At 62.8% G+C, this 25,178-nt stretch carries 27 protein-coding genes; 21 read left to right on the top strand and 6 right to left on the bottom strand.

Annotation, left to right across the window (positions count from 1 at the left end; translation table 11 throughout):
• Positions 1 to 11: 11 nt before the first annotated feature.
• On the bottom strand, positions 12 to 1,304 hold the full coding sequence (preA, locus tag AC1DWZ_RS08285) for an NAD-dependent dihydropyrimidine dehydrogenase subunit PreA (protein WP_477168407.1): 1,293 nt from the start codon (positions 1,302 to 1,304) through the stop codon (positions 12 to 14).
• 141 nt (positions 1,305 to 1,445) lie between these two features.
• Positions 1,446 to 2,804 carry an NAD(P)-dependent oxidoreductase gene (locus AC1DWZ_RS08280; protein WP_477168406.1) on the bottom strand — a complete coding sequence of 453 codons (1,359 nt, stop codon included), beginning with the start codon at positions 2,802 to 2,804 and terminating at the stop codon, positions 1,446 to 1,448.
• A 339-nt stretch (positions 2,805 to 3,143) separates the two neighbouring features.
• Between AC1DWZ_RS08280 and AC1DWZ_RS08275 the strand changes: the two genes are divergently transcribed.
• The 17 genes from AC1DWZ_RS08275 to AC1DWZ_RS08195 all read left to right on the top strand — a co-directional run bounded on the left by AC1DWZ_RS08275 (position 3,144) and on the right by AC1DWZ_RS08195 (position 16,921).
• On the top strand, positions 3,144 to 3,347 hold the full coding sequence (locus AC1DWZ_RS08275; protein ID WP_477168405.1) for a DUF1127 domain-containing protein: 204 nt from the start codon (positions 3,144 to 3,146) through the stop codon (positions 3,345 to 3,347).
• A gap of 155 nt (positions 3,348 to 3,502) precedes the next feature.
• A complete protein-coding gene (locus AC1DWZ_RS08270; protein WP_477168404.1) occupies positions 3,503 to 4,495 on the top strand; it encodes an ABC transporter substrate-binding protein in 993 nt (330 codons plus the stop codon).
• Between the two features lie 208 nt (positions 4,496 to 4,703).
• A complete protein-coding gene (locus AC1DWZ_RS08265) occupies positions 4,704 to 5,690 on the top strand; it encodes an ABC transporter permease subunit (RefSeq protein WP_477168403.1) in 987 nt (328 codons plus the stop codon).
• Positions 5,687 to 6,478 (top strand): ATP-binding cassette domain-containing protein, encoded by a 792-nt coding sequence (locus AC1DWZ_RS08260; RefSeq protein WP_477168402.1) that lies wholly within the window; start codon positions 5,687 to 5,689, stop codon positions 6,476 to 6,478. Before AC1DWZ_RS08265 ends, AC1DWZ_RS08260 begins: the two co-directional genes overlap by 4 nt.
• Positions 6,475 to 7,593, top strand: coding sequence for a hypothetical protein (locus AC1DWZ_RS08255; RefSeq protein ID WP_477168401.1), 1,119 nt, complete (start codon positions 6,475 to 6,477; stop codon positions 7,591 to 7,593). Before AC1DWZ_RS08260 ends, AC1DWZ_RS08255 begins: the two co-directional genes overlap by 4 nt.
• A 10-nt stretch (positions 7,594 to 7,603) precedes the next feature.
• The gene (locus AC1DWZ_RS08250; protein ID WP_477168400.1) at positions 7,604 to 8,599 is read left to right on the top strand and encodes a LacI family DNA-binding transcriptional regulator; all 996 of its coding nucleotides are present in this window, start codon (positions 7,604 to 7,606) and stop codon (positions 8,597 to 8,599) included.
• 12 nt (positions 8,600 to 8,611) lie between these two features.
• The gene (locus AC1DWZ_RS08245; RefSeq protein WP_477168399.1) at positions 8,612 to 9,832 is read left to right on the top strand and encodes an AGE family epimerase/isomerase; all 1,221 of its coding nucleotides are present in this window, start codon (positions 8,612 to 8,614) and stop codon (positions 9,830 to 9,832) included.
• Positions 9,833 to 10,135: 303 nt separating this feature from the next.
• Complete coding sequence (locus tag AC1DWZ_RS08240; protein WP_477168398.1) at positions 10,136 to 10,816, top strand: TetR family transcriptional regulator C-terminal domain-containing protein; 681 nt, start codon at positions 10,136 to 10,138, stop codon at positions 10,814 to 10,816.
• Between the two features lie 10 nt (positions 10,817 to 10,826).
• A complete protein-coding gene (locus AC1DWZ_RS08235) occupies positions 10,827 to 11,390 on the top strand; it encodes an NAD(P)H oxidoreductase (RefSeq protein ID WP_477168397.1) in 564 nt (187 codons plus the stop codon).
• 179 nt (positions 11,391 to 11,569) lie between these two features.
• Positions 11,570 to 12,193 (top strand): LysE family translocator, encoded by a 624-nt coding sequence (locus AC1DWZ_RS08230; RefSeq protein WP_477168396.1) that lies wholly within the window; start codon positions 11,570 to 11,572, stop codon positions 12,191 to 12,193.
• A 5-nt stretch (positions 12,194 to 12,198) separates the two neighbouring features.
• Positions 12,199 to 12,570, top strand: a complete 372-nt coding sequence (locus AC1DWZ_RS08225) for a Rap1a family protein (protein WP_477168395.1) — start codon at positions 12,199 to 12,201, stop codon at positions 12,568 to 12,570.
• Positions 12,560 to 13,525, top strand: a complete 966-nt coding sequence (locus AC1DWZ_RS08220) for a DMT family transporter (RefSeq protein ID WP_477168394.1) — start codon at positions 12,560 to 12,562, stop codon at positions 13,523 to 13,525. Before AC1DWZ_RS08225 ends, AC1DWZ_RS08220 begins: the two co-directional genes overlap by 11 nt.
• Before the next feature lie 130 nt (positions 13,526 to 13,655).
• Positions 13,656 to 14,090: a hypothetical protein gene (locus AC1DWZ_RS08215; protein ID WP_477168393.1), complete on the top strand. Its 435-nt coding sequence runs from the start codon at positions 13,656 to 13,658 to the stop codon at positions 14,088 to 14,090.
• Positions 14,091 to 14,156: 66 nt separating this feature from the next.
• Positions 14,157 to 15,059: an AraC family transcriptional regulator gene (locus AC1DWZ_RS08210; protein ID WP_477168392.1), complete on the top strand. Its 903-nt coding sequence runs from the start codon at positions 14,157 to 14,159 to the stop codon at positions 15,057 to 15,059.
• A 171-nt stretch (positions 15,060 to 15,230) separates the two neighbouring features.
• Positions 15,231 to 15,563 carry a hypothetical protein gene (locus AC1DWZ_RS08205; RefSeq protein WP_477168391.1) on the top strand — a complete coding sequence of 111 codons (333 nt, stop codon included), beginning with the start codon at positions 15,231 to 15,233 and terminating at the stop codon, positions 15,561 to 15,563.
• A gap of 84 nt (positions 15,564 to 15,647) precedes the next feature.
• A complete protein-coding gene (locus AC1DWZ_RS08200; RefSeq protein WP_477168390.1) occupies positions 15,648 to 16,337 on the top strand; it encodes a helix-turn-helix transcriptional regulator in 690 nt (229 codons plus the stop codon).
• 68 nt (positions 16,338 to 16,405) lie between these two features.
• Entirely contained in the window at positions 16,406 to 16,921 is a 516-nt protein-coding gene (locus AC1DWZ_RS08195) for an SRPBCC family protein (RefSeq protein ID WP_477168389.1), read from the top strand.
• Between the two features lie 3 nt (positions 16,922 to 16,924).
• On the opposite strand, the gene hydA is transcribed toward AC1DWZ_RS08195, so the two are convergent.
• Positions 16,925 to 18,385 (bottom strand): dihydropyrimidinase, encoded by a 1,461-nt coding sequence (gene hydA / locus AC1DWZ_RS08190; RefSeq protein ID WP_477168388.1) that lies wholly within the window; start codon positions 18,383 to 18,385, stop codon positions 16,925 to 16,927.
• 852 nt (positions 18,386 to 19,237) lie between these two features.
• On the opposite strand from hydA, the gene AC1DWZ_RS08185 reads away from it, so the two are divergent.
• Entirely contained in the window at positions 19,238 to 19,909 is a 672-nt protein-coding gene (locus AC1DWZ_RS08185; RefSeq protein WP_477168387.1) for a PadR family transcriptional regulator, read from the top strand.
• An 86-nt stretch (positions 19,910 to 19,995) separates the two neighbouring features.
• On the top strand, positions 19,996 to 20,316 hold the full coding sequence (locus tag AC1DWZ_RS08180) for a DUF2218 domain-containing protein (protein ID WP_477168386.1): 321 nt from the start codon (positions 19,996 to 19,998) through the stop codon (positions 20,314 to 20,316).
• A 78-nt stretch (positions 20,317 to 20,394) separates the two neighbouring features.
• Here AC1DWZ_RS08180 and AC1DWZ_RS08175 read toward each other — a convergent pair whose 3' ends face one another.
• From AC1DWZ_RS08175 to AC1DWZ_RS08165, 3 genes are all read right to left on the bottom strand, one after another.
• Positions 20,395 to 21,498: an adenylate/guanylate cyclase domain-containing protein gene (locus tag AC1DWZ_RS08175; protein WP_477168385.1), complete on the bottom strand. Its 1,104-nt coding sequence runs from the start codon at positions 21,496 to 21,498 to the stop codon at positions 20,395 to 20,397.
• A gap of 69 nt (positions 21,499 to 21,567) precedes the next feature.
• Positions 21,568 to 22,014 (bottom strand): SRPBCC family protein, encoded by a 447-nt coding sequence (locus tag AC1DWZ_RS08170; RefSeq protein WP_477168384.1) that lies wholly within the window; start codon positions 22,012 to 22,014, stop codon positions 21,568 to 21,570.
• Positions 22,015 to 22,241: 227 nt separating this feature from the next.
• Positions 22,242 to 23,129, bottom strand: a complete 888-nt coding sequence (locus AC1DWZ_RS08165; RefSeq protein ID WP_477168383.1) for a LysR substrate-binding domain-containing protein — start codon at positions 23,127 to 23,129, stop codon at positions 22,242 to 22,244.
• 122 nt (positions 23,130 to 23,251) lie between these two features.
• Here AC1DWZ_RS08165 and AC1DWZ_RS08160 point away from each other — a divergent pair, with 122 nt between their 5' ends.
• Together AC1DWZ_RS08160 and AC1DWZ_RS08155 are read left to right on the top strand one after the other, a co-directional pair.
• Positions 23,252 to 23,956, top strand: a complete 705-nt coding sequence (locus AC1DWZ_RS08160; RefSeq protein WP_477168382.1) for an SDR family oxidoreductase — start codon at positions 23,252 to 23,254, stop codon at positions 23,954 to 23,956.
• Between the two features lie 80 nt (positions 23,957 to 24,036).
• Positions 24,037 to 25,164 (top strand): DMT family transporter, encoded by a 1,128-nt coding sequence (locus AC1DWZ_RS08155; protein WP_477168381.1) that lies wholly within the window; start codon positions 24,037 to 24,039, stop codon positions 25,162 to 25,164.
• Positions 25,165 to 25,178: the final 14 nt, after the last annotated feature.

Below are 25,178 nucleotides of genomic sequence, written 5' to 3'. Positions count from 1 at the left end.
ACAATTCCGCCCTATTCCGCCGCGTTCTTGCGCATCGGATTCCGGGGGTCCTGGGTCCAGTTGAGATAGGGCTTGCCGGTATTCTGCGGCACCATCGTGATCACGTTCGGCACCGGGCAGGCGTGGTAGCAGAGATTGCACCCCACACACTCCTCATCGATCACCTCATATTTGCGCTTGCCCCCACCCTTTCCATCGCTGACGCGCTTGGCGCTGATCGACTGATGCGACGTGTCCTCGCAGGCGACATAGCAGAGCCCGCACTGGATGCATTTCTCCTGGTCGATATGGGCGATGGTCTTGAAGTTGATGTTGAGCTGCTGCCAGTCGGTGACGTTGGGTACCGCCTTGCCTCGGAAGCCCTCGATGGTCCGGTAGCCCTTCTCATCCATCCAATTGGCAAGGCCGCTCACCATCTCCTCGACGATGCGGAAGCCGTAATGCATTGCAGCCGTGCAGACCTGCACATTGCCGGCCGACATCGACATGAACTCGGCCGCATCGCGCCAGGTGCCGATGCCGCCGATGGCGGAGATCGGCATTCCATGGGTCGCCGGATCACGTGCGATTTCGGCCACCATGTTGAGTGCTATGGGTTTCACCGCCGGGCCGCAATAGCCGCCATGGGTGCCCTTGCCGTCGACCACGGGCGTGGGTGCCATTTGGTCGAGATCGACTGAGCAGATCGAATTGATGGTGTTGATGAGCGAGACCGCATCGGCCCCGCCCTTCTTCGCCGCTTGGGCGGGCTTGCGAACATCGGTCACGTTGGGCGTCAGCTTGACGATGACCGGCATGCGCGTGTTCTGCTTGCACCAGCGCGCGACCATCTCGACATATTCCGGCACTTGGCCCACGGCCGCCCCCATGCCGCGTTCCGACATGCCGTGCGGGCAGCCGAAATTAAGCTCGATCCCGTCGGCCTCCGTCTCCTCGACACGCGCCAGGATGTTCTTCCAGGCCATCTCCTCGCACGGCACCATCAGCGAGACGATCATGGCGCGGTCTTTCCAGTCGCGCTTGACCCGCTTGATCTCCTGCAGGTTGATGTCGAGCGGCCGGTCGGAGATGAGCTCGATATTGTTGAAGCCGATCATGCGGTCGGGGCCAAGATGCATGGCGCCGTAGCGCGAACTCACATTCACCACGGGCGGATCTTCGCCCAGCGTCTTCCACACCACCCCACCCCAGCCGGCCTGGAAGGCGCGCACGACGTTATATTCCTTATCCGTCGGCGGCGCCGATGCCAGCCAGAACGGGTTCGGCGATTTGATACCGATGAAATTGGAACGAAGGTCAGCCATGTGTCCCTCCTTAAGGGAAGTCCGACAGATCAATTTCAATGTCATCCCCCGCGAAGGCGGGGGATCCACGAGTTTCTTTCTTCAACGGCAACCAAACTCGTGGATGGTCCGCCTACGCGGACCACGACAAATTAAGAGTAGCTACTCACCCCGCAGATACGCGTCGATCGAGATCGCGGCATCGCGGCCGTCGGCGACAGACTGCACCGTGAGATCGACGCCGGATGTCACGCAATCGCCGCCGGCAAAGACACCCTTCACCGAGGTGGCGAAATCATCATTGACCGCGATCTTGCCGCCCGCCATGTCGAGTACATCCTTGGCCTTGCCGTTCAATGGATCCGCAACCAAGGTCTGCCCGATCGCCTTGAACACCGTGTCGCACAGAATCGAGAATGTCTCGCCGGTACCCATCAACCGGCCCTTATCGTCGAGCTGGGTATATTCAAACGCGATCTCGCGCACCGCGCCATTGTGCCCGTGCAGCTTCGTCGGTCGCGCCCAATGCTTGATCTTGACGCCGTTCACCTGGGCGAATTCCTGCTCATGGTGTGTCGCACTCATATTGTCCGGGCCGCGGCGATAGACCAGGGTCACATCCTCGGCCCCTAAGCGCTTCGACTGGATCGCGATGTCGATCGCGGTATTGCCGCCGCCGATGACGACGACCTTGCGCCCCACGGGCAGCGACTTCTTGTCCGTGGCCTGGCGCAGGCGCGCGATGTAGCCCACCGCATCCTCGATGCCCGCCATCTCCTCGCCATCCACCCCCAGCGCGTTGACGCCGCCAAGGCCCATGGCCAGGAACACCGCGTCGTAATCCTTGCGCAAGGCATCGAGCGTCACGTCGCGGCCGAGGCTCACACCGGTCTTCACACTGATGCCGCCCAGCGCCAGGATGAACGAGACTTCCGTCTGCGCGAAGTCATGCACCGTCTTATAGGCCGCGATGCCGTATTCGTTGAGACCACCCAGCTTGTCGCGCGCTTCATAGACGGTGACGTCATGGCCGAGGCGCGACAGGCGATGCGATGCCGACAATCCGGCCGGCCCCCCACCCACGACCGCGACCTTCTTGCCGCTCGACGGCGCCCGGGTGAAGGGCTGCTTGCCGGCCGCCACCAGGGCATCGGTCGCATAGCGTTGCAATGCCCCGATCCGCACCGGCTTGTCTTCGGAATGATTCCGCACGCAGGCGTCTTCACAGAGAATCTCGACCGGACAGACGCGGCTGCACATGCCGCCCATGATATTGGCTTCGAGAATGGTCTCGGCAGCGCCGATGGGATCGTTGGTCCCGATCGAGCGGATGAAGCTCGGCACATCGATGCTGGTGGGGCAGGCCTCGATGCAGGGCGCATCATAGCAATAGAAGCAGCGGCTGCTTTCGACGAGCGCGCGCTTGTGATCCAGCGGGGGTTTCACATCGTTGAAATTGGCCGCAATTTCTGCGGCTGTCAGGCGGCCCGCACGGATATCTGGCGCGGCGTACTCGCTCATCGGCTTCCCTCCCAGTTGGCTCAAAAAAGCACTTCCCTGGCCGGATCGCCGTGTCGTCCTCATTAATCTGTGCGGGACGCGACTTCATAGGATGGCGATCGGCTACCTATGGCGGTCATCAGAACACATTCTTTTCATATGGTCAATTAAAGCTGACCGATTGGAAAGATTTATTCCGTTCAACGCTTATGTGAACCCGCTCACAGCCAGCGCCGACAAAAGGCCCTATCTCCAGACCGTCGAACCGAGAGTGCCTGATGGCTGCGCAAGTTCTGCCAAGCCCCGGCACTGGGCCCGTCCCTAGACTGACCCCATCGGTCCTTAAAGTTGGAGACCAACATGTCCAGTACCGTTCTGCCGCGCAGCCTGCGCCACACTTGGTTGATCCTGCTGGGTCGCTTTCTGATGAAGATGATCGGCGCCTATCGTCGCCGGCGCGCGACCCAGGCCCTGCATCAACTGCCGGACCATCTCTTGCGCGACATCGGCGTCAGCCGTGGGCAGATCGAGCATATCGTCGAAAAAGGCCGCTTCGACCAATAGGCAGATACTTGTTTAGTTAGATTACTAAACTGCATGCTGTTTATTCTCATCGGTTGACGGCACTTCCCGAAAGGTCCCAGTATTCTTGCATGGTTGCCGCGAAGAGCGACCTGGACTGGGACCATTTCTGTTTATTAAACAAGGGGAGAAATCCGATGATGAAGCGTCGTACTCTGCTGCAATCGCTGACCGGCGTGGCTGGCCTCGGCGTCCTGGGCGCCACCCTGCCGCTGGGTTTTGCGCGCGCCGCCGGCAAGCCGGTCGTGGCCTTGCTGCCCGGCGTCGTGGATCCGTTCTATTTCACCATGAAGCGCGGCGCCGATCAGGCTGCCGCCGAAGAGGGCATCGAGCTCCTGTTCCAGATCCCCAAGGCCTGGAACGTCACTGACCAGGTGCCGATCCTCAAAGCGATCATCGCCAAGAAGCCCGACGTGCTGCTGATCTCGCCGGTCGACAAGGACCAACTCATCCAGCCGCTGAAGGAAGCGGCCGATGCCGGGATCAAGGTGATCACGGTCGACACCTATATCGGTGAAGGCAAATACCAGACCGGCAGCGGCAAGGCCGACTTCCCGCTCTCCTATGTCGCTTCGGACAATACCGAAGGCGGCCGCATCGCCGCCCGGGCACTCGCCAAGGCGATCGGCGAGAAGGGCAGTGTCTATTGCGAAAACAACAAGCCCGGCATTTCCTCGACCGACGCGCGCATGGTCGGCTTCGAAGAGGAAATCAAAAAGTTCCCGAACGTGAAGGTCCTCAAGACCCAGTATAACGAGGATGACGCCAACAAGGCCGCGGCTCATGTGGCCGCTGTCCTCGCCCGCGAACCGGACCTCGCCGGCATCTTCGGCGTCAACACCTTCTCCGGCATGGGTGCCTCGGAAGGCGTCAAGAAGGCCGGCAAGACCGGTGCCGTGAAGATCGTCGTGTTCGACGCCGTGCCCGGCATCGATGCCAGCCTGAAGAGCGGCCTCGTCGACGTGGCAATCGCCCAGAAGCCGTCCGAGATGGGCTATGTCGGCGTCAAATTCGCCTCCGACCTCATCAAGGGCAAGACCATCCCGACCTGGCAGGGCACCGGCTTCGTCGTCATGGACAAGTCGAACATCGATCAAGAGGATGTGCACAAGTACATCTATTCGAACTGATGTGCCCGAACTGATGTGCCCGAACTGATGTGATTGGCGGCCGAGCATGTCGCTCGGTCGCTCCCTCTCCCCGCTTGCGGGGAGAGGGTGGGGGTGGGGGGCCACATTCGGTCTCACGGATAGAAAGCCCCCTCACCGCTCGCTTCGCTCGCCGCCTCTCCTCGCAAGCGGGGAGAGGCAAGAGATCGCTGTTTTAAGGACTTTGCGCGTGACCGATATCTCGATCGACGATCAGCTGGGGCGGATTGCCTTGCTGACCCGCCTGTGGCCATGGCTGTTTCTGGCTGTCCTGCTTGCCTTCTTTGAAATCTGGGCGCAGGTCGAGGTGGGCCGGTCCTTCCTGTTCAATGCCTATAACGCCCAGGCCATCCTGCTGGCGGCGAGTGCGCCGCTGCTCCTTGCCACTGGCCAGACCTTCGTCATCATCACCAGCGGCATCGATCTCTCGGTCGGCTTCGTCATGGGATTGGCGGCCGTGGTCGTGGCCCAGGTGACGCTCATGACCGGCAACACGGAAATTGCGCTGCTCGTCGGCATCGCAGCCACGCTCATTGTCTGTGCGATCTCCGGCTGGATCAGCGGCACGCTGGTGGCGCGCCTTGGCGTCCCCGCCTTCATCGGCACGCTCGGCATGTACGGTGTCGCCCGCGGTGCCGGCTTCCTCTCCGCCGGCAGCGGCATGACGGTCTCGATCGACAATCCGGGCCTGGTGTGGCTCGGCACCGGCTGGATGCCGATCATCGTCACCGGCCTCCTGCTCCTCGTCATGCATTTCGTCCTGTCGCAGACCAGGTTCGGCCAATACACCTATGCCATCGGCGGCAATCTGCAATCGGCAGCGCGCGCCGGCATCGACGTGAAGCGCCACCTCATCAAGATCTACATCCTGTCCGCGGCCTTCGCAGGGATCGGCGGCATCGTCTACACCGCGCGCTATGCGGCAGGTGCCGCCAATGCCGGTGAATCGATGCTCCTCGATTCCATTGCCGCCGTGGTCATCGGTGGGGCCAGCCTCTTCGGGGGCACCGGCAATGTCATCGGCACGCTCATCGGCGCGCTCATCATCGCCGTCATCCAGTTCGGCCTCATCTTCATCGATGTCGATGCCTTCTGGCAGTTCATCGCGGTCGGTGTCGTCATCATCCTCTCTGTGCTCATCGACCAGTACAAAGACAAGCTGGTGAGGGCGGCATGACCCCCATGCTTAAGACGGGCCCAATCCTTGAAGCCAAAAACATCTCGATCCGCTTTGGCGGTGTCGAAGCCCTGAAAAATGTCTCCTTGAGCGTGTCGCCCGGCGAAGTTCTGGCGCTGGCCGGCGACAATGGCGCCGGCAAATCGACGCTCATCAAAGTGATCTCCGGCGTCTATCATCCCCATGCCGGCGAATTGTTCTTCGATGGCGCACCGCTCATCTTGCGCGATCCGCAGGATGCCCGCGCCAAGGGAATCGAGACGATCTACCAGGACCTGGCTCTCGCCGACAATCTCGACGTTGGCAGCAACATCTTCCTTGGCCGCGAACCGATGCACCGGCGCTTCGGTGTCAACGTGATCAACCGGCCGCAGATGCGCAAAGTTGCGCGCGAGGTGCTCGACCGGCTCGATATCGTCGTGCCCGAGAAGAAACTCGTCGGCCCCGTCCGCACGCTCTCCGGTGGCCAGCGCCAGGCCATCGCCATTGGCCGCGCCATCTATTGGGATGCACGCGTCCTCATCATGGACGAACCCACCGCGGCCCTCGGTGTCCCGGAACAACGCAAGGTGATGGAACTCATCCATGGCCTGAAAGCCGAAGGCGTTGCCGTCATATTGATCTCCCACAATCTCCACGACATCTTCGGCGTCGCCGACCGCATTCTTGTCCTGCGGCGCGGCGAGCTTGCCGGAGAACGCATGGTCAAGGAGACCGACGGCGATGAAGTGGTGCGCCTGATGGTCGGCGACACCTATGCCGCCACCAAGACACCCGCATCAAAATGAGCAGCTGGCAACTCGACTGGCAGTTCGGCCGCGCCGAGTTGCTGGCGATGGGTGGCATGCTGGGCCCGGTCACCTTCAAGCTGCCGGATGGCCGCAGCATTCAGCCCATGTACGTGGCGCCGTGGGCGGACGATCCAGCCGCCCAGGATCTGCCGCCCTTGTTACGCGACCTCCGCGGCGAGTTGCCCTGCGTCCCCTTCGGCCGCACGGATTTTCCGGAGGGGCTGGCGCAGGCTCATGCAAATTTAAATTCGTCATCCCCGGGCTTGACCCGGGGATCAGCTTCCACCGCCGAGTTGTTGCAGGCAGATCCCCGGGTCAAGCCCGGGGATGACGATAAAAGTGGGCATGACACCAAAAGCAGGCATGACGAAAAGGGGTGGCGCGCTATCACGCCCACCGACCATTGGGAACATGGCTACAGCGCCAACCAGCCCTGGTTGCTGCTCTCCGCCGACAAGCATCACATCCGCATCGGGATCGATTATCCCGAGACCTCGCCGATCCATCGCCTGGAGCGGCAGGTCAGCGCCGATGCGGATGAGCCGGCTCTCGACATCTCGCTCACCATCTGGGCACGCGTGGATGTCGTGATGCCGGTAGCACTCCACCCGACTTTCCGCGTGCCGAAAGACGGCATCAATGTGAGGCCCGGTCCCTTCACGCGCGCTGTCGCCTATCCCGTGCCGACCGAAACCAATGTCTCGCGCCTGACGCCCGGCGGCATCAGCACCGATCTTGCCAACATGCCGGCCACCACCGGCACAATCGACCTCACGCACCTGCCCTTGAACCTCAAGACCGAGGAATTGCTGCAACTCGAGGATTGCGCCCCGCCTTTTTCGCTGTATTACGAGAAGGAGGGGGTCGAGATGTCTTTGTGGTGGGATCAACAGCAATTGCCCGACGTGATGCTCTGGGTCAGCAATGGCGGGCGCGGCGCGTTTCCGTGGAACAACCGCAACTATGCGCTGGGCGTGGAGCCCGTGAACGGCGTCTTCGATCTCGGCCGCGTGGCATCGCCGCCCGCTGGCCACCCGCTGGCGGCAAGACGCGGCCTGGCCTTGAAGAAAGGCCAACCTTTGCGCATCGATTACCGGCTGGCGGCAAAATGAGGGCGCTCTCATGGCCGTGACCGTGCGCGATATCGCCCGTGCCGCCGGTGTTTCCATCGGCACGGTGTCGCGCGCCTTGAAGAACCAGCCGGGTCTCGCCGACGAGACCCGGCGCCATGTGCGCAGCGTTGCCAATCAGCTCGGCTATGATTCCGCAAAGCTCCAGGCGCGCAAGGTCCGGAAGCTCGCATTCCTTCTGCACCGGCAGCACAACACGCTGGCCAACACGCCCTTCTTCTCCGCTGTCCTCCATGGTGTCGAGGAAGCCTGCCGCGCGGAGGGCATCGTCCCCTCCTTCCTTTCCGTAGGACCGATGGACCCGGTCGCCGATCAGCTCCGCCTCCACGATCCGGACGCGCTCCTCTGTGCCGGCTTCTTCGAGCCGGAACTCCTCTCCGTGTTCCGCGAGACCGGCAAGCCGGTGGCGCTCATCGATCTCCTTGCCGACGGGTTCCTCTCGATCAACCCCGACAATCAGCGTGGTGGCTATCTCGCGACCCAGCATCTCATCCGCCAGGGCCGGACGCGCATCGCCTTCCTCTCCGGCTCGCTCGCCCATTACAGTATCCGCGAACGTTTCCGCGGCCACCGCCAGGCCTTGTTCGATGCCGGTGTGCTGGCCGATCCCACGCTCGAGGCCATGACGCCGCCCGGCATGGATGTCGACCCCGGCGCCTATCTCGCCATGCAACAGCTTCTCAAGCTCCCGCAACCGCCCGACGCAGTCTTCGCCTTCAACGACAGCGCCGCCTTGAACGCCATGCGCGCGATCCAGGAAGCCGGCCTCAACATGCCACGCGACATCGCCATCGTCGGCTTCGACGATATCGCCCAGGCGGCGCTGTCACATCCGCCCTTGACCACCTTGCGGATCGACAAGGAAAGATTGGGCCGCATCGGCGTCGACCTGCTGCTGCACGGCGCCGATGACAATCGCGAAAACCATGTCCTGCCGGTCGAACTGGTGATCCGCGAAAGCACCGTCGCCGCGAAAATTCCAGCCTGAAGGAAAAGTCTCTTGAGCACGCCTGTTCCACCCGTCACCAGCTTCCGCGACCGTACCTTCCTGATGGGCCATATCGCCAAGACCATGGCATTCTATCATCCGCGCGCCATCGACAAATCGGGTGGCTTCTTTCACTTCCTGCGCGATGACGGCAGCATCTATGACGCGACCACGCGACATCTGGTGAGCAGCACGCGCCTGGTCTTCACCTACGCCATGGCAGTCCGCAAACTCGATGACGCAACATATCGGCCGGGCCTGAAGCACGCTCTTGCCTTCCTGCGCGACGCGCACCGCGATCCCAAGACGGGTGGCTATGCCTGGACCTTGAAATGGGAGAACGGCCGCAAGGAACTCCTCGACGGCACCAACCATTGTTACGGCCTGGCCTTCGTCGTCCTCGCCTATGCCCATGCCATCATGGCCGGCGAGGAGTCGGCGCGGCCGCACCTGGCCGAGGCGTTCGATCTCATGGAACAGCGTTTCTGGGAACCAAAGCACGGCCTCTATGCCGACGAAGCCAGCGCCGATTGGTCCCTCACCTATCCCTATCGCGGGCAGAACGCCAACATGCATGCTTGCGAGGCGATGCTGGCAGCCTTCGAAGCCACGCATGACACACGCTATCTGCACCGCGCCGAAACCTTGGCGCACAACATCACGGAGCGCCAGGCGGCCAAGGCCCACGGCATGATGTGGGAGCATTACCACGCCGATTGGTCGGTCGATTGGGATTACAACAAAGACGACAAGACCAACATCTTCCGCCCCTGGGGCTATCAGCCCGGGCATCTCACCGAATGGGCGAAGCTTCTCCTCATCATGGAACGCCACAAGGCGCATCTCAAAGGGTCAGCGGATTGGCTGGCACCGCGCGCCAAGCAGCTTTTCGACACCGCCCTCGCCAAGGCCTGGGACAAGGATCATGGCGGCATCTTCTATGGCTTCGGGCCACAGGACGAGATCTGCGATGCGGATAAATATTTCTGGGTCCAGGCAGAGACCCTGGCCACTGCCGCGTTGCTCGCCACACGCACGGGCGACGCCCTCTATTGGGATTGGTACGACCGGATCTGGGCCTATAGCTGGCGGCACTTTGTCGACCACGAACACGGCGCCTGGTACCGCATCCTCACCCACGACAACCGCAAATACTCCGACGAGAAGAGCCCCGCCGGCAAAGTCGATTACCACACGATGGGTGCCGCTTACGAAATTCTGAGCGTGGTGTAGAAAAGACCCCAAATAAGCCCCCCTCGCCCCGACCCTCTCCCCGCAAAAGCGGGGCGAGGGAGTTCCGACCGAGCCCGGCCTAAAGCCCCTCGCCCCTCTGGGGAGAGGGGCGAGGGGGCGTTTTGAAAAACTCCGCCATATCTAACCCACTCCAAAACCATCACTTTCCGAAATCTGACCGATGAATTGTCCGGCCGGTTAAACAATCCGGTTGAGACATGAGCCCGATCCGGTTTTACTGGCATCAAGCCCGAGCGGGGAAAATCGGGCATCCGGTTAAAACGTGGATGGGGGAATTGCGCGATGAGCGGGTCGCCGGGCGACGAGTCGAATCTGGATTCCGATGACGGGTCTGTCGGCATCCGTGCGAAATCGCGCGCCCGGATCGAGGCCAGCATCCGGAAGGCCGCCGAAGAGGTGTTCGCCGAAATGGGCTTCGAGGGTTCCTCGACCAGCCTCATCGCCAAGCGCGCTGGCCTGCCCAAGGCCAACCTCCACTATTATTTCAAGACCAAGAACGACCTCTATCAGTTCGTGCTGCGCGACATCATCGAACTGTGGCTGAACACCGCGCAGGAAATCCAGCCCGATGCCGATCCCGCGACGGCGTTGGCGCATTATATCGGGCAGAAGATCGACCTCGCCCGCGACCGGCCGATAGCAAGCCGCGTCTTTGCCAATGAAGTGCTGCACGGCGCACCGCGCTTCGATCGGTTCATGCGCCAGGACCTCAAGGATTGGGTCGACCGCAAATCCGGCATCATCGAGGAATGGATCGACGCCGGGCGCATTGATCGGATCGATCCCAAGCATCTCTTCTTCATGATCTGGTCGACGACGCAAACCTATGCCGATTTCGCGACCCAGATCGCCGCGGTGCTGGGCCGCCGCGAACTCATCGAGGCCGACTACCAGCTGGCCGCCAAACAGATCACCACCATCATCCTCAAAGGCTGCGGCCTTAAGGTGCCGGCGGAAGGCTGACAGGTCCGATATGAAAGTCCTCACCGTCTTCGATCATCCACGGCGGGACTCCTTTGCTGGTGCCATCCTCGACCGGTTCGTGACAGGCCTCAAGGCGGGAGGGCATCAGGCGGAGATTGCCGATCTCCGCGCCGAAGGGTTCGATCCGCGCCTGCCCATCGCCGACGAACCGGATTGGGACGATGGCAACAAGGTCTACAGCGCCGACGTGCTCCAGGAACAGCAGCGGGTCGGCCGCAACGAGGCGCTGGCCTTCATCTTTCCCGTCTGGTGGTGGTCCTTTCCGGCGACCACCAAGGGCTGGATCGACCGGGTGTGGAACAATGGCTGGGCCTATGGCGATCGCAAGCTGCCGCACAAGAAGGCCCTGCTGATCGGGACAGCGTCTGGGGACGAAGCCGGCTATCTCAAACGCGGCTACGATAGCGCCATGCGCACCCAGCTGTTGACCGGCACCATGCATTACTGTGGCATTGCCGAGGCAGAACTCCATCTCCTCTACGACGTAATGGCCGGCGCCCCCACCCGCGCCGCGCATCTGGCAAAAGTGGAAGAGTTGGGCAAGAGTTTCTGATCAAAGATGCGTGATGCATCTCGAGTTTACAGCGGCACTCGTGGATACCGTCATCCCCGGGCTTGACCCGGGGATCTGCCTGCAACAGCTTGGCGGTTGAACCTGATCCCCGGGTCAAGCCCGGGGATGACGACCGGGAAGCGGCCTAGCTGTCTCTTTCCTAGAGAAGGGAACCCACCGTGTCCGTGCATCTCTACGCCGCTTTCCTCGCCACCTGCATCATCATGGCGATCATCCCCGGCCCGACCGCGACCCTCATCGTCGCCAACGCGTTGCGTCATGGCACCGGTGCCGGCCTCCGCAATGTGGCGGGCACGCAATTGGGTCTCGCCATCATGATCGCGGTCGCCGGCATCGGACTCACCTCGCTCATCGCCGCCATCGGGCAATGGTTCGATATCCTGCGCCTCGCCGGTGCGGGCTATCTCATCTATTTGGGTTGGAAGATGTGGCGGATGCCGGACATCGATCTGCTGGCGAAAACAGATACGCCAATAGCTAGGGGCCCCTGGGGCGGCTTCTTCCTGCAAGGCAGCCTGGTGGCTCTGAGCAACCCGAAGATGCTGTTGTTCTTCGGCGCCTTCTTCCCGCAATTCATCGATCCGGCGCGCCCCTATGCGCCGCAGATCGCCATCATGGGCGTAAGCTCGATGATCGTGGCAGCCCTGAGCGACGGCACCTACGCACTCCTCGCCGGCACACTCGGCCGCGCCCTCTCCCGCACCCGCCTTCGTCTCGTCACCAAAGCCAGCGGCGCCTGCCTCATCGGCGGCGGCCTGTGGCTGGCAGCAGCACGCAGATAATGCCGATGCGAAGCACCTTGCTGCCAACGCTCCTGCTGCTGGCCGGCACGATCTCAGTGTCGGGGCCGGCCTTCGCCGAAACCGGGCAGACCTGCATCGCTAGCGACAATGAAAGTCAGGCGACCTGCCTTGCCATGGTCAGCACGGTGCGGGAATTGCTGGAGAGCGACAATAACAAGGACCCTGCCTGTGCCACCCGGAATACCAACGATGCCCGCATCACGAATGACGTCATCGACTGGATCAAAGGACACCCCGAACGCGCGGGCGACGATCTCGGCGGCCTCATCCGCGAAGCCCTGATCGAAATCGATCCCTGCGCGCAAGGCCCGCTCATTCCGACACCAAGCACACCCAGCGATATCGATGTCGATTGAGATGCCCGCACAAACGCGTGGTGCGTTCACCCGAGCCCTCCTTGCCATGATCGTCACCACCGCGCTGTGGGCGCTGGCGTTCATTGTGCCGGTGATGGTGCCTGCGGCATCGGCGCTCGACATTACCTTTGGCCGCTATTTCGCCTATGGCATCTGTTCGCTGTTTTTGTTGTGGCGTTTTGGCAGCGTCAGATTCTCGACAGCCGATTGGGTGCTGGCCGCTGGCTTCGCGATCTTCGGCAATCTGCTTTATTACGCGCTGCTGGTCTTAGGCATCCAGCTATCCGGCCCGGGGCTCGCGGTGCCGATCATCGGGCTGCTGCCGGTGACGGTGGCCCTCTGCGGCAATTGGCGCGAGCGGGCGATTCCGTGGCGGCGGCTGGCCCCATCTTTGCTCGCCGTCTTTGTCGGCCTGATGCTGGTCAATTTGTCGCGTGGCGGATCGTTTGGGGGAAGCGGGCATGCGTCGACCCTCGGCCTCCTGTGCCTCGCAGCCCCCGTCATCATGTGGACCTGGTATGCCATCGCCAATGCATCGTTCCTGAAACGGCGGCGCGATGTCAGCGCCAGCAGCTGGGCCAGCGCCATCGGCGTTGCCACCCTGGTGCTCACCTTGGCGCTGTTTCCGCTGCACCTCATGTTCGGCGACGGTGCCACCTCGATCCCGCACCTCTTCGCGACGGGGGATGTTTTCCTGGTGGCCTTCTGGAGCACGGTGCTGGGCCTTGGCGCCTCCTGGGGCGCTGCCATGCTGTTCAACATCGCCTCGACACGCCTGCCGGTCACCCTCACCGGCCAGCTGATCGTGTTCGAGACGATCTTCGGTGTCGCCTATGTGTTCCTGGCGGAAGGCCGCCCACCGGCACCTATCGAGTTAGTGGGGTTTGGGTTATCGATCCTGGGAATCTGGCTGTCGATCCGGGTTCTGCAGCAGCAGCCCGTTATCAACTTGTGACCAAGCGTACAAATTTTAGCGGCGCCGACATCGCAGCATAACGCTTTTTGCCGGGGCTTTTCGGTCAATCGCTTGTTAAACTGTTTGCGCGCCCGTGACTTACATCTCTTCCAACCTGAGTATCATCTTCATGACCACCAGCGACATTCGGACCTTTTTCGACGGTTATGCCCGCGCCTTCACAGCGCAGGATGCCGCCGCCATTTGCGATCATTATGCCTTTCCCGTGCAGATCCTGTCGGAGGACACCGGTTACGTGTTTCGCGACCGGGCCGAGATGATGGCTGACATGACCGGCTTCGTGGCATTTTACGACAAGGTCGATTTCGCCGCCGCCACCATCACCAAATTCGACTTCCAGCCTTTGTCGAAAGTGTTCGGCCAGGCCCATGTCGATTGGGCGCTGATCAACAAAGCCGGCGGCCATATCATCGACTTCCACACCACCTATACCCTGCGCATCGATGGCAAGAACGGCTCCGCCGGCCAGCCCTCCATCATCGGCATCCTCGCCCATTCCGAGGACAGCGCCTGGAAGAAGCGCGGCGTGCCGATTGATTGGTGAGGGGCAAACTTCGCAAGCGCGATCAAATCCACTCCGGCTAGATTCGTCCGCGTCGGAGGAGATTTCATGAAACAGACGACCAACCTGGATATGAGCCGCCGCCTCGAAAATGTGATCCGCCATATGGGATCGCATCTCGATGCGGATATCGACCTTGCCGCCTTGGCGGAGATCGCGTGCCTGTCGCCCTATCATTTCCACCGCATCTATGCGGGCATGACGGGCGAGACGGCGGCGGAGACCTTGCGGCGGATGCGGCTGCACCGGGCGGCCAGCGATCTGTTAGCGAGTGATCTGTTGGCGGGCGATAGCATGCCGATCCCGCGTGTCGCCAAGCGGGCGGGCTATGGCAGCGTCGCCGCCTTTACGCGGGCTTTCCAATCCAGCTACGGCATCGCGCCGGCGGCCTATCGCAAGCGCGGTTTCCTGGTCGCCGATTATTCAGAAGCACTTCCGGCATCCCGATCACAAAAGCCGGAGACCATCATGTTCAGCGTTACCGTCCGCGATACCGACCCCGTGCGCCTCGCCGCCCTTCGCCATGCCGGCCATTATCTCGAGATCGGCCCCGTCTTCGAGCGGCTCTATGCCTGGGCCGGCGGCCGCGGTCTCATGGGACCGCAGACGCGGAGCATCGGCATCTATTACAGCGATACGAAATCGACCCCGCCTGCCGAGTGGCGCTCGGATGCCTGCATCAGCTTGGGCGCCACCGTCACGGTCGATGCCGGCAAGGAGGATGGCCCGCGTCTCATCGATCTCGCTGGTGGACGCCATGCCATCCTGCGCCACAAGGGGCCCTACGCCGAACTCCACAAGGCCTATGACTGGCTGTTCGGTCACTGGCTGCCGCAGAGTGGCGAGGAACCGGCCGACCGGCCCTGTTTCGAGGAATATCTCAACAATCCGCGCGACCTGCCGCCGGAAGAGTGGCTGACCGAAATCTCCCTGCCGCTCGTCGCGAAGTAACCGGGCCGCTAAGTAGACACGAACCTGTGAGCGATGGTGACAGGGGTCCTGCTTGTGACCCCTGTCACTGGCCGCTTGGCCGTGGCGGTCCAATTCTCATCCCCAGAACGCGATCCCGGGCAAAGCCGATGGGGTTCTGCCTGGCGGGGTCGGTATCTTCGGAGAAGTGCCATGACCGTTTCTCTTGGGACCGCCAAGTTTCGCCCGTCTTTGTTCAAGCAGCTCAGCGTCGCTATCGCCGTCGCCGCCATCGCCAGCCTCGCGCCGCAGATGGGTTTTGCCGAGGAAGTCGGTCCCTATGTCAACGTCACAAAGCCCAAGCTCAATGCCGGCCAGTTCGTCAGCAACTGCCAGAATATCGGCGGCACGGTGAGTGACGGCGGCAGCTCGGGCAATGGCGGGCGCATCGTCAATTGCGATAAAGATAACGGCCTCGGTGTATCCTGCTCCTTCGATGCCAACCACCCGACCACTTGCGTCGGCACCGGCCCGCGCCCGCAATAAGACCGCATCCTTCTTCAGGCGGCCGGACCGCGCAACGGGTCCGGCCGCTTGCGTTGGGCGCGCCAATATGTTGCCTTCTCTATCATGTCACGCAGCGCCCGCCTTCTCGATCTTGTGCAAATCCTGCGCCGCCACCGGCAGCCGGTGAGCGGCCAGGCGCTGGCTGAGGAATTGACGATCAGCCTTCGCACACTCTACCGCGACATCAACACGCTCATCGGCCAGGGTGCCCCGATCGAGGGCGAGGCCGGCATCGGCTATGTGCTCAAACCCGGCTTCGTGCTGCCACCCTTGATGTTCGCCGAGGATGAGATCGAGGCGCTGGTGCTGGGCTCGCGCTGGGTGGTGAAGAATGGCGACAGGAAACTCGCCGACGCCGCCACCAATGCCCTGGCCAAGATCAGCGCCATCCTGCCTGAGCATCTGCGCGACGAGGCGGATGCCTCCGGGCTGGTGGCGGGTCCCAGCCGCATCGATCCGCCACCGGTCGACCTTGGCGATCTGCGTGACGCGCTGCGCCGTGAATGCAAGGTCGATTTCACCTATCGCGATGCCGAAGGCAAGCCCAGCATGCGCATCGTCTGGCCGATCGCCGTCACCTTCTATGACCGCGCGCGCGTCCTCGCCGCCTGGTGCGAGTTGCGGCAGGATTATCGCCATTTCCGCCTCGACCGCATGTCCGATCTTCACCTGCAGGACGGCCGCTATCCGCGCCGCCGCCGGGTGTTGATGAAGGAATGGCGGGCACAGGACGAAACCCCCAAAATCGGTTGATTCACTGCTGACAGAAACTGTCACGGCGAGCGACTAGTCTCCTCTTCCAAGAGAGAAGGAGAACCGCCATGCGCCGCTATTGCTATGAAACCAAAAGCGATTTGCCGCCGGAGCTTCTGTATCGGACGATTGCCGACATTAAGCGCTGGTCCGAATGGGACGACGAGATCGAGGGCATCGAGATGAACGGGCCGGTCGAGGCCGGGCGCGCGTTCGTCCTGAAACCGAGGGGCCGCGATGCGGTCAAGCTGCGTGTCGAGACGATGGTCGAGCCTTATCGTTTTGCCGATGTGGCCTATCTGCCGCTGGCGCGCATGCGCACGGAACACGCCTTCATCCCGACGCCCGACGGCACGCTGGTGCGCAGCACGATCGAATGGCGCGGTCTGCTGGCGGCCTTCTGGGATCGGCCGCTCGCGCACAATTATGCCGAAGGTGCCGCGCGACAGACACGGCGCTTCCTCGCCTTCGCCGCCGTGCGGCAGATATCCATTTCAAACGAGAACATCCCGCAAAAACCGGCAGCCGTTCCCCCAAAGGCAGCGGCCAAGGAAGTGCCGCTACCCAATTTCGTGTTTTGTTGACGCCTATTCGGCAGCCTTCTCCTGCTTGCGCTGGACGGCCTTGGGTGCACGGATGGCGTTGACCTTGGCCACCGCATCGAACATCGCCGGGAAGGTCGGGCGGTCGATATAGCGGCCGGCGCCGCGCTCGACCTTGAGCTCGCCCTTCTCATAGACGACCTTGCCTTGAGAAATAGTGTGGCTGGCATTGCCGGTCACGGACATGCCTTCGAAGATGTTGTAATCGACCTTCTGATGATGGGTCTTTGCCGAGATGGTGCGGGTGGCCTTCGGGTCCCACACCACGATGTCGGCATCAGCACCGACGGCGACCGCACCTTTGCGCGGATAGATGTTGAAGATCTGCGCGGCGGCCGTCGAGGTCACGCGCACGAATTCTGACGGCGTGAGGCGCCCGGTGCCGACACCGTGATGCCACAGGACGGACATGCGGTCTTCGACACCGCCGGTGCCGTTGGGGATCTTGGTGAAATCGTTGCGGCCCGCCGCCTTCTGGTCGGCACAGAAGCAGCAATGATCGGTCGCTGTGGTGTGGAGGTTGCCCGATTGCAGCGCCCGCCACAGGATTTCCTGATTCTCCTTCGGGCGGAAGGGCGGGCTCATGACATGGGCCGCGGCCACGTTCCAGTCCGGGTGACGATAGACGCTGTCGTCGATGAGGAGATGCCCCGCCAGCACTTCGCCATAGACGCGCTGGCCTTCGTTGCGGGCGCGGGTGATCGCCTCGACCGCTTCCTTGCAGGAATTATGGACGATGTAGAGCGGGTTGCCGATGACCTGTGCCACACGGATCGCCCGATTTGCGGCCTCACCCTCGACCTCGGGCGGACGCGACATCGGATGGCCTTCGGGACCGGTGATGCCCTTCTTCAAAACCTCGGCCTGCAAATGATAGACAAGCTCGCCATTCTCGGCATGGACCGTGGGGATGGCGCCCAATTCCAGGCAGCGCGCAAAGCTCAGCACCAGATTTTCATCGGGCACCATGATGGCGTTCTTATAGGCCATGAAATGCTTGAAGGAGTTGACGCCCTTCTCGCGGGTGAGCACGCCCATCTCTTCCTTGACCTTGTCCGACCACCAGGTGACGGCGACGTGGAAGGAATAATCGGCGCAGGATTTCTCGGCCCATTCGCGCCATTGATCGTAGGCGGAGAGCAGCGAGGTCTGCGGTGCCGGGATGACGAAATCGATGATCATCGTGGTACCGCCGGCAAGGCCCGCCGCTGTCCCGCTGAAGAAATCCTCGGACGCCACGGTGCCCATGAAAGGCAGCTGCATGTGTGTATGGGGATCGATGCCGCCCGGCATCACATATTGGCCGCCGGCATCGACAATCTTGGCACCTGAGGGCGCCTCGAGGTTCGCACCGACCGCCTTGATCTTGCCGCCCTCGCAATAGACGTCGGCGCGGCTCTCGCCCTCGGCATTGACGACGGTTCCACCACGAATCAGCAACGACATCGCGCGCACTCCCTTGGCTTCACCCCTTCGCGCGCGCCATCCGCGACCGCGTCCCTCGGGGTCCTGGCTCATCTCCTGCGGCTGAGTATGTCAGCTCGCCCCCGCAGCGGCGAGATGCCGGCCCGCGGGTTTATTTGATCGATTGGTCAAAGATGGTACCGGAAATGACCGGGGCTGTGAAGCGCCGGATTGGGCATTTGCGATATCGCGTCATCTCGTTTGCCTCATCTTGTTCGGCTCATCGGCCGTCATGGTCATCTGCAAGAACTCGCCATTTGCAATCACAGCCATTTGCAATCACTCGGGCAGCATCGCGGCCGAGACGGCGACCGCATCCGCGATCGGCTTTCCCGGCCGATCAGGGGGGCCGGCATTTCCCAGGCGGCCCGCGGGAGATCGCTTTTCCCAGGGATCCACGGGAGGCCACTTTTCCCAGGGGCCCACGGGAGACCGGTTGCCCGCCCCGGTCCTGGCGGTGATCGCGTGCCCCCAGCGATCATGGGGGCCGGTTCTTGCACCGGCCGGGCATGGGTGACGGTCCCGCATGGGCGCCGACACCCCGAACCGGCCTGCGCCGCAATGCCCCGGACGAGGCACAGCCAGCTTGCGCCGGGAGACAACCGAGTGATTGCAGATGGCGAGTCATTGCAGACCCGAGTCATTGCAGATGGCCGGCAGCTACCCGGCTGCTCTGCGGTTATGCACGCGCCAGTGTATTAGTATCATATTCCTATGTTCTTGTCAAGAACAAATAGGAAACATCTGGGCGCGAAGATTTTTGGCGAGTCAGGACTTGATCTTAGACAGTCTAAGATATATCTTAGTCATGTCTAAACATACAAAGGAACAGACATGAGATTTACGGAAACACACGAAAACGGCCGCGAACGCGGCCATGAACGCGGTCGCGGCGAACGCAGCTGGGGCCAGCACGCCGGGGGTGATTGCGGCCGGGGTGAGCATCGCTTCGGCCCCCGAGGTGGTGGACGGGACGGCGGCTTTGGGCGCCACGGTCATGGGCATGGTTGGGGCGGTGAGGATGGCGAGGGTCGCGGCGGTGGCCGCCGGCGCATCTTCGATAGCGGCCAGCTGCGCCTGGTGCTCCTCAAGCTGATCAGTGACCAGCCGCGCCACGGTTACGAACTCATCCGTGCCATCGAGGAATTGACCGGCGGCGCCTATGTGCCCAGCCCCGGCATCGTCTATCCGACGCTGACCTTGCTGCAGGAAATGGGGCAGATCGACGAAACCAAGTCCGAAGGGCCGCGCAAGGATTTCGCCGCGACGGCCGAGGGCATCGCGCATCTCGAAGCCAATAAGCAGGAAGTCGAGCGGCTGTTCGCGCGGCTTGCCGATCTTGCGGCCCAGCGTGAGAAGGCCGACGCGGGTCCGGTGCGGCGCGCCATCGAGAATCTCCGCACCGTGTTGCGGCAGAAGACCGCCGCTGGCGAGATCGCCAAGGACACGCTTCATGACATCGCCGCCATCCTCGACGAGGCGGCACAGCGCATCGAGCGTCTTTGATCATGACGCGGATCGAGATTTTACGGAAACGGTTCGGCATCCCGGCACCCGTCGCCCATGGGATGCCGGACGAGAAAGATATCAGCATGACATTCAGCAGCATCTCGAACGTACCGACCCCACATGGCAGCCGCTATCTGCAGCAGCTGTGCAAACATTGGACCCACAATCTGACGGTCGAGTTCACGCCACAAGCCGGCAAGGTCATCTTCCCCCGCGATGCGCGCGGGGCCGATTGGCCGGGCGATGCGACGCTCCATCTCACAGCCCATGAAGATGCGTTGGAGTGCCGCCTCGACGCGAGCGCCGAGGGACAGCTCGAGGGATTGAAAGGCGCCGTCGAACGGCACCTCGAGCGCTTCGCGTTTCGCGAGGGGAAGCTCCAGTTCGAGTGGCGGGATGCTTGAGGAGTGCGCGGACGTCTCAATGCATCAAGATTGGGCGGACCATGACGATATAAAGTATGGGCCGGCCACAGGAGCCGCTCACGCATCCGGCAGGGTGAAGACGGTGCAGGGGGCCGAGATGCCGCGCAAGGTGTGATCGCCGAGTGGTAGCAGCGGCGTCGTGATCTCGGTGGCGAAGGGGCCTGAGATCAGGACCGATCGGCCGAGCGGCCGGCACAAACCTTCCAGCCGGCTGACGAGGTTGACCGCGGGACCGATGGCGGTGAAGTCCAGCCGGTCGACCGCGCCGATATTGCCCCACAGCATCTCGCCGACATGGAGTGCGGCACCGAAGGGCAGCGGTGGCAGACCCTGCGCCTGCCGTGCCACATCGAGATGAGCCATGCCGGCGCGGGCAGCGATGACAGCACGCAGTGCCGCCTCGCAGGCCGCGGCCGGCTGCCCGGTGACCGGGAAGATCGCCAGCGCGCCGTCGCCGATGAATTTCAGCACCTCACCGCCGAAAGCATGCACCGCGCCAGCGACGCGGTCGAACCAGGCATCGAGGGCGGCAATCACCACTGCCGGTTCCGCCACCTCTGAAAGAGCGGTGAAGTCACGGAGATCGGCATAGAGGAGGGCTGCGCGGATGGTTTCGCCGGTGCCGCGGCGCAGGGCGCCGGCCTGCACCCGGGCAGCACTGCGCCGGCCGAGATAGGCTTCGAGCAACGCATCGAGGGTCGCTCGTGCGGCGAGGGCAGCCAAGGGTGCCACAACGAAGCGCGCGGCCTGGCGCAGCCGTGCAGTCTCGGCGGGGCCGAACGGCCGGGTTCCGGCCCAGCCCAGCATGGGACTGCTCGATATGGGGCCGCTCGACATTGGACCGACCATGTCCTCATGCACCGGGCCAATCCCAGCCAGCCAGTCGCGCCCGGCCTGCCAGCCATGTCCAGCTTGATCAAGCGAACCCACGGGTGGACCGCCGGCGACGCCCAGTGCCTCGATCACCGCCCCGGTCTCCGCGCGCCAAAGCCAGGTGCGGCGGGCGATGATCGGATGCGGCACGGCGAGCGTCAGGGCACCGCCGGCCAGCGGCAGGCTGTCGGCCAGCAGCCGGCCGCCGAGGTCGGCAAGGAGCCGGTCGGGACCAGATGAGGCGCCAGCCTCGTCCACCAGCCAAGCAAGAGGTGCGGGGAGATCCATACCGCGATCATGCGACGAAGGCCCCCACATTGTCACCCGTGCCTCGGCGATGTCGCGCAGCGGAGGTAGTTACTTCTTGCCGCGATTGCGATCTGGGCCAGGGTCCCGCCCGGCCGCGACCTCGACCAGACGGCCGATGTAATAGGTCCAGCCTTCCAGATGATTAGCGCATTGCTCGGCATTGGGCAGGCCAGTATGGGTGAAGCGCAGCAACGTTCCATCCGGCTGCTCTATGAGGTCGATCTCGACGAGGCTGGACCCCGGCGGCACCACTTCGTTGCCGTCCCAGCCGAAGCTGTAGGCCAGGCGATGCACCGGCACCACCTCGCGGAAGGAGCCGCGGGCGACGTTCGTGCCGGTGACATTGACGAGATAGAGCCCGCCGGGTTGCGGCTCGACCTGCGCCTCAGTTCCCATCCAGCGCAGGATCTTCTCCGGATCGGTGAGGAGGGCGAACACCGCGGCGGGCGGCGCTGGAATGTGCGTCTCGCGGCGGACGACGAGGGCATCTGGCATCGGGTTCCTCCATGACAGCAACTGTTAGGGGCAGCAACTGTTAGGGTTGCGGCAGGTGGAGCAAGTGCGGCCGAGGCCGCCTGCGGGCTCGCCTGCGTCGTTCGTGCCGGTTTTGATACACATGCTGGCGGTGATCGTCGGATAGACCAGGACCACTAAGTTAGAACCGGGTATCCGGCGGTGGAAGTGACAAGTGTGGGTGGATTCCGATCGTGACAGCGCGCGGCTCAGCATCGCTGCTGGAGCAGCCAGTTCCGGACTGTGGCGGTGGGACCCGGGCGGTGGGGTTTCCTGGGTGAGATCACAAAATAATCCGAGGGGCCGCGCATGGCCGCATCGAAGGCCCGCACCAGCCGGCCTTCGCGGAGATCGCGCTTCACCAGGAAGTGGGGCGCCAACGCCAGCCCCTGGCCCGCGAGGGCAGCGTCGATGGCGAGCGCCGTCTGGTTGAAGCGCACGCGCCTTGCAGCGGATGAATAAGGCTGTTGCAGGACCTGTTCCATGAACGCGTGCCAGAGATCGTGGCCATCGACCAGCAACGGAAACAGGCCGACCTCATCGGCGCGAAGTGGTGACGGTGCGTGGGTCAGCAAGGCCGGGCTGCAGACGGCCACCAGTTCCTGTTCAAACAGCATGTCGGCATCGAGGCCCGGGCCAAAGGGTGGCCGGCCCTGGCGCACGGCGATGTCGACGCCGTCCGATTGAAAGTTCGAGAGGCTTTCGGTGGCGAGGATACGCACGTCGAGATCGGGATGCGCGTCGGTAAATTCGGGGAGATGCGGGATCAGCCATTTCGAGGCGAAGCTCGGCGTGACGCTGATCGTCAATTGGCTTGGCGCCGGACGCAGGGCTGCCGTGGCATCAACCACGATGTCGAACGCCCGGCGGATCTCGTGCGCATAGGCGCGCCCTTGATCGGTCAAGGCAAGCGCGCGGGGCAATCGTTCAAAGAATTTCAGGCCGAGGTCAGCCTCGAGGCCCCGCACATGTTGGGCGACAGCGCCCTGCGTCACGCCAAGTTCCACGGCGGCGAGGCGGAAATTGAGATGACGCGCCGAGGCCTCAAGGGCCCTGAGCGCGTTGAGCGATGGCAACCGGTCTTTCGTCAACTTCATCCAGTAGTTTTCCTACAGTTATAAGGCACCTCTTCTGCATAGTCCCCTATCGCCCTTCCTGCTACATAAATGCTTAATTCAGCAAATATCCAGAAGATTTCATCCAGGCCGAGGACAAGAGAATGGCGATAGAAAAAGTAGCGATCATCACGGCTGGCGGCAGCGGCATGGGTGCCGCGGCGGCGCGCAAACTGGCGGCGGACGGGTTCAAGGTCGCCGTCCTGTCCTCCTCCGGCAAGGGCGAGGCCCTGGCCAAGGAACTGGGTGGGATCGGCGTCACCGGATCGAACCAATCGAACGAGGATCTGAAGCGGCTGGTAGATGAGACGATGGCGCGCTGGGGCCGGATCGACGTGCTCGTGAACAGTGCCGGCCATGGCCCGAGGAAGCCCGTGCTGGAACTGACCGATGAAGACTGGCACCGCGGGATCGATGTCTATTTCATGAATGTGGTGCGCGCGACGCGGCTGGTGGCGCCCATCATGGCGACGCAAAAATCCGGCACGATCATCAACATTTCCACAGCCTGGGCCTTTGAGCCCAGCCCGATGTTCCCGACCTCGGCAGTAGCCCGCGCCGGTCTTGCCGCCTATACCAAGATCTTCGCCGACCAATATGCGGCCGACAATGTGCGCATGAACAATGTGCTGCCGGGCTGGATCGACAGCCTGCCCGCGACGGAGGAGCGCCGCCAGGGCATCCCGATGCAGCGCTACGGCACCAGCGAAGAAGTGGCGGCCACGATCGCGTTCCTCGCATCGCAAGGGGCCGCCTATATCACTGGGCAGAACATCCGCATCGACGGCGGCATCACCCGCGGCATCTGACACGGCAAAGTCCGGCCACGGCCGGACTTTAAGGTCGTCACCGGACTTGTACGATTACGACATTGCCGAGGCACGCGCCGATGTGCAGACTGCGCGCGCCTTGGCTGCTTCATCGCGATAAACGAAGCGGCCCGGGCTTTCGCAGTTTTCAGCATCGGGCGTGTATTTTGGCGACATCAGGGGATACGCCCAGGCGGGATGGATCGGGGCGAGATGGATCGGGGCGGACTGGATCGGGGCGGGATGCGGCGCTGAAGGCATCGCCCCTGCCGGGCATTCTGTGCCTGTGCGCCGGGGCAGCGGTGTTTTCACTGCAGGATGTCGTCATCAAGCTGATGAGCGGGGGCGGTTATCCGCTCTCGGAAGTCCTCACCGTGCGCGGTTTCATCGCCTGCATTCCCTTGGCCTTCCTGCTGCATTTCGGTGGCGGCGGCTTCCGCGCCTTGCGGTCGGGGAAGATGGGCCTGCTGTTCTTGCGCGCCGGGCTGCTGCTGGTTTCCTACACGACTTATTATCTCGCCATGGCGGCCTTGCCGCTGGCGGTCGTGGTGGCCCTGTTCTTCGCCGCACCCTTGTTCATCGTGCTGCTGTCGGGACCGATGCTGGGCGAGAAGGTGCGCCTCAGCCAGTTCGTAGCGGTGATCGTGGGGTTCATGGGCGTGCTGGTGATCTGCCTGGGGCCGAGTTTCAGCGGCACAGAAGCCGGCACGGTCGGCAGTTTCCTCACGCCCGCGGCGTTCCTGGCGCTGGCCTCGCCCCTCTTCTATGGCTTGGCGGCGCTGATGGCACGCAAGCTTGCCGACACGGAAAGCGGCGCCGTGATGGCCAGTTATCAGAACATCGTCTTCCTCTTCGGCGCCATTGTCACGGCCCTTGCCACCAATCTGGGGCCGGATCTCTCAGTGGGGATTGCGGATCAGAGCTTCCAGTTCCTGCTGCGGCCCTGGGTCATGCCGGGAACGCGCGATTTGCTGCTCATCGCTTCCACCGGGTTGGTGGGGGCCTGCGGCAGTTACTTGCTCACACAGGCCTATCGCCTCGCGGAAGCCAATATCGTGACGCCGTTTGAATATATCTCGATCCTGTTCGGGGCCTTGTCCGGCTGGTGGATCTGGAACGAGGTGCCAAGTGTCACGACCCTCTCCGGTGTTACGCTGATCATCGGCGCGGGGCTTTACGTTCTGCGCGGGAAACCGGCGGCGGTTTGAGCATCCTCTTCGAG

It is taken from the genome of Dongia sp. P2_B8 (assembly GCF_056404715.1).
The sequence above is the reverse complement of the archived record's forward strand: the minus strand, read 5'-3'. Positions and strand labels throughout refer to the sequence as shown.

Excerpts from the sequence above, each read along its gene's own strand:
- preA (WP_477168407.1), bottom strand. The coding sequence starts at position 1,304 with ATGGCTGACCTTCGTTCCAATTTCATCGGTATCAAATCGCCGAACCCG.
- AC1DWZ_RS08280 (WP_477168406.1), bottom strand. The coding sequence starts at position 2,804 with ATGAGCGAGTACGCCGCGCCAGATATCCGTGCGGGCCGCCTGACAGCC.
- AC1DWZ_RS08275 (WP_477168405.1), top strand. The coding sequence starts at position 3,144 with ATGTCCAGTACCGTTCTGCCGCGCAGCCTGCGCCACACTTGGTTGATC.
- AC1DWZ_RS08270 (WP_477168404.1), top strand. The coding sequence starts at position 3,503 with ATGATGAAGCGTCGTACTCTGCTGCAATCGCTGACCGGCGTGGCTGGC.
- AC1DWZ_RS08260 (WP_477168402.1), top strand. The coding sequence starts at position 5,687 with ATGACCCCCATGCTTAAGACGGGCCCAATCCTTGAAGCCAAAAACATC.
- AC1DWZ_RS08255 (WP_477168401.1), top strand. The coding sequence starts at position 6,475 with ATGAGCAGCTGGCAACTCGACTGGCAGTTCGGCCGCGCCGAGTTGCTG.
- AC1DWZ_RS08250 (WP_477168400.1), top strand. The coding sequence starts at position 7,604 with ATGGCCGTGACCGTGCGCGATATCGCCCGTGCCGCCGGTGTTTCCATC.
- AC1DWZ_RS08240 (WP_477168398.1), top strand. The coding sequence starts at position 10,136 with ATGAGCGGGTCGCCGGGCGACGAGTCGAATCTGGATTCCGATGACGGG.
- AC1DWZ_RS08235 (WP_477168397.1), top strand. The coding sequence starts at position 10,827 with ATGAAAGTCCTCACCGTCTTCGATCATCCACGGCGGGACTCCTTTGCT.
- AC1DWZ_RS08225 (WP_477168395.1), top strand. The coding sequence starts at position 12,199 with ATGCGAAGCACCTTGCTGCCAACGCTCCTGCTGCTGGCCGGCACGATC.
- AC1DWZ_RS08220 (WP_477168394.1), top strand. The coding sequence starts at position 12,560 with ATGTCGATTGAGATGCCCGCACAAACGCGTGGTGCGTTCACCCGAGCC.
- AC1DWZ_RS08215 (WP_477168393.1), top strand. The coding sequence starts at position 13,656 with ATGACCACCAGCGACATTCGGACCTTTTTCGACGGTTATGCCCGCGCC.
- AC1DWZ_RS08210 (WP_477168392.1), top strand. The coding sequence starts at position 14,157 with ATGAAACAGACGACCAACCTGGATATGAGCCGCCGCCTCGAAAATGTG.
- AC1DWZ_RS08205 (WP_477168391.1), top strand. The coding sequence starts at position 15,231 with ATGACCGTTTCTCTTGGGACCGCCAAGTTTCGCCCGTCTTTGTTCAAG.
- AC1DWZ_RS08200 (WP_477168390.1), top strand. The coding sequence starts at position 15,648 with ATGTCACGCAGCGCCCGCCTTCTCGATCTTGTGCAAATCCTGCGCCGC.
- AC1DWZ_RS08195 (WP_477168389.1), top strand. The coding sequence starts at position 16,406 with ATGCGCCGCTATTGCTATGAAACCAAAAGCGATTTGCCGCCGGAGCTT.
- hydA (WP_477168388.1), bottom strand. The coding sequence starts at position 18,385 with ATGTCGTTGCTGATTCGTGGTGGAACCGTCGTCAATGCCGAGGGCGAG.
- AC1DWZ_RS08185 (WP_477168387.1), top strand. The coding sequence starts at position 19,238 with ATGAGATTTACGGAAACACACGAAAACGGCCGCGAACGCGGCCATGAA.
- AC1DWZ_RS08180 (WP_477168386.1), top strand. The coding sequence starts at position 19,996 with ATGACATTCAGCAGCATCTCGAACGTACCGACCCCACATGGCAGCCGC.
- AC1DWZ_RS08175 (WP_477168385.1), bottom strand. The coding sequence starts at position 21,498 with ATGGATCTCCCCGCACCTCTTGCTTGGCTGGTGGACGAGGCTGGCGCC.
- AC1DWZ_RS08170 (WP_477168384.1), bottom strand. The coding sequence starts at position 22,014 with ATGCCAGATGCCCTCGTCGTCCGCCGCGAGACGCACATTCCAGCGCCG.
- AC1DWZ_RS08165 (WP_477168383.1), bottom strand. The coding sequence starts at position 23,129 with ATGAAGTTGACGAAAGACCGGTTGCCATCGCTCAACGCGCTCAGGGCC.
- AC1DWZ_RS08160 (WP_477168382.1), top strand. The coding sequence starts at position 23,252 with ATGGCGATAGAAAAAGTAGCGATCATCACGGCTGGCGGCAGCGGCATG.
- AC1DWZ_RS08155 (WP_477168381.1), top strand. The coding sequence starts at position 24,037 with ATGTGCAGACTGCGCGCGCCTTGGCTGCTTCATCGCGATAAACGAAGC.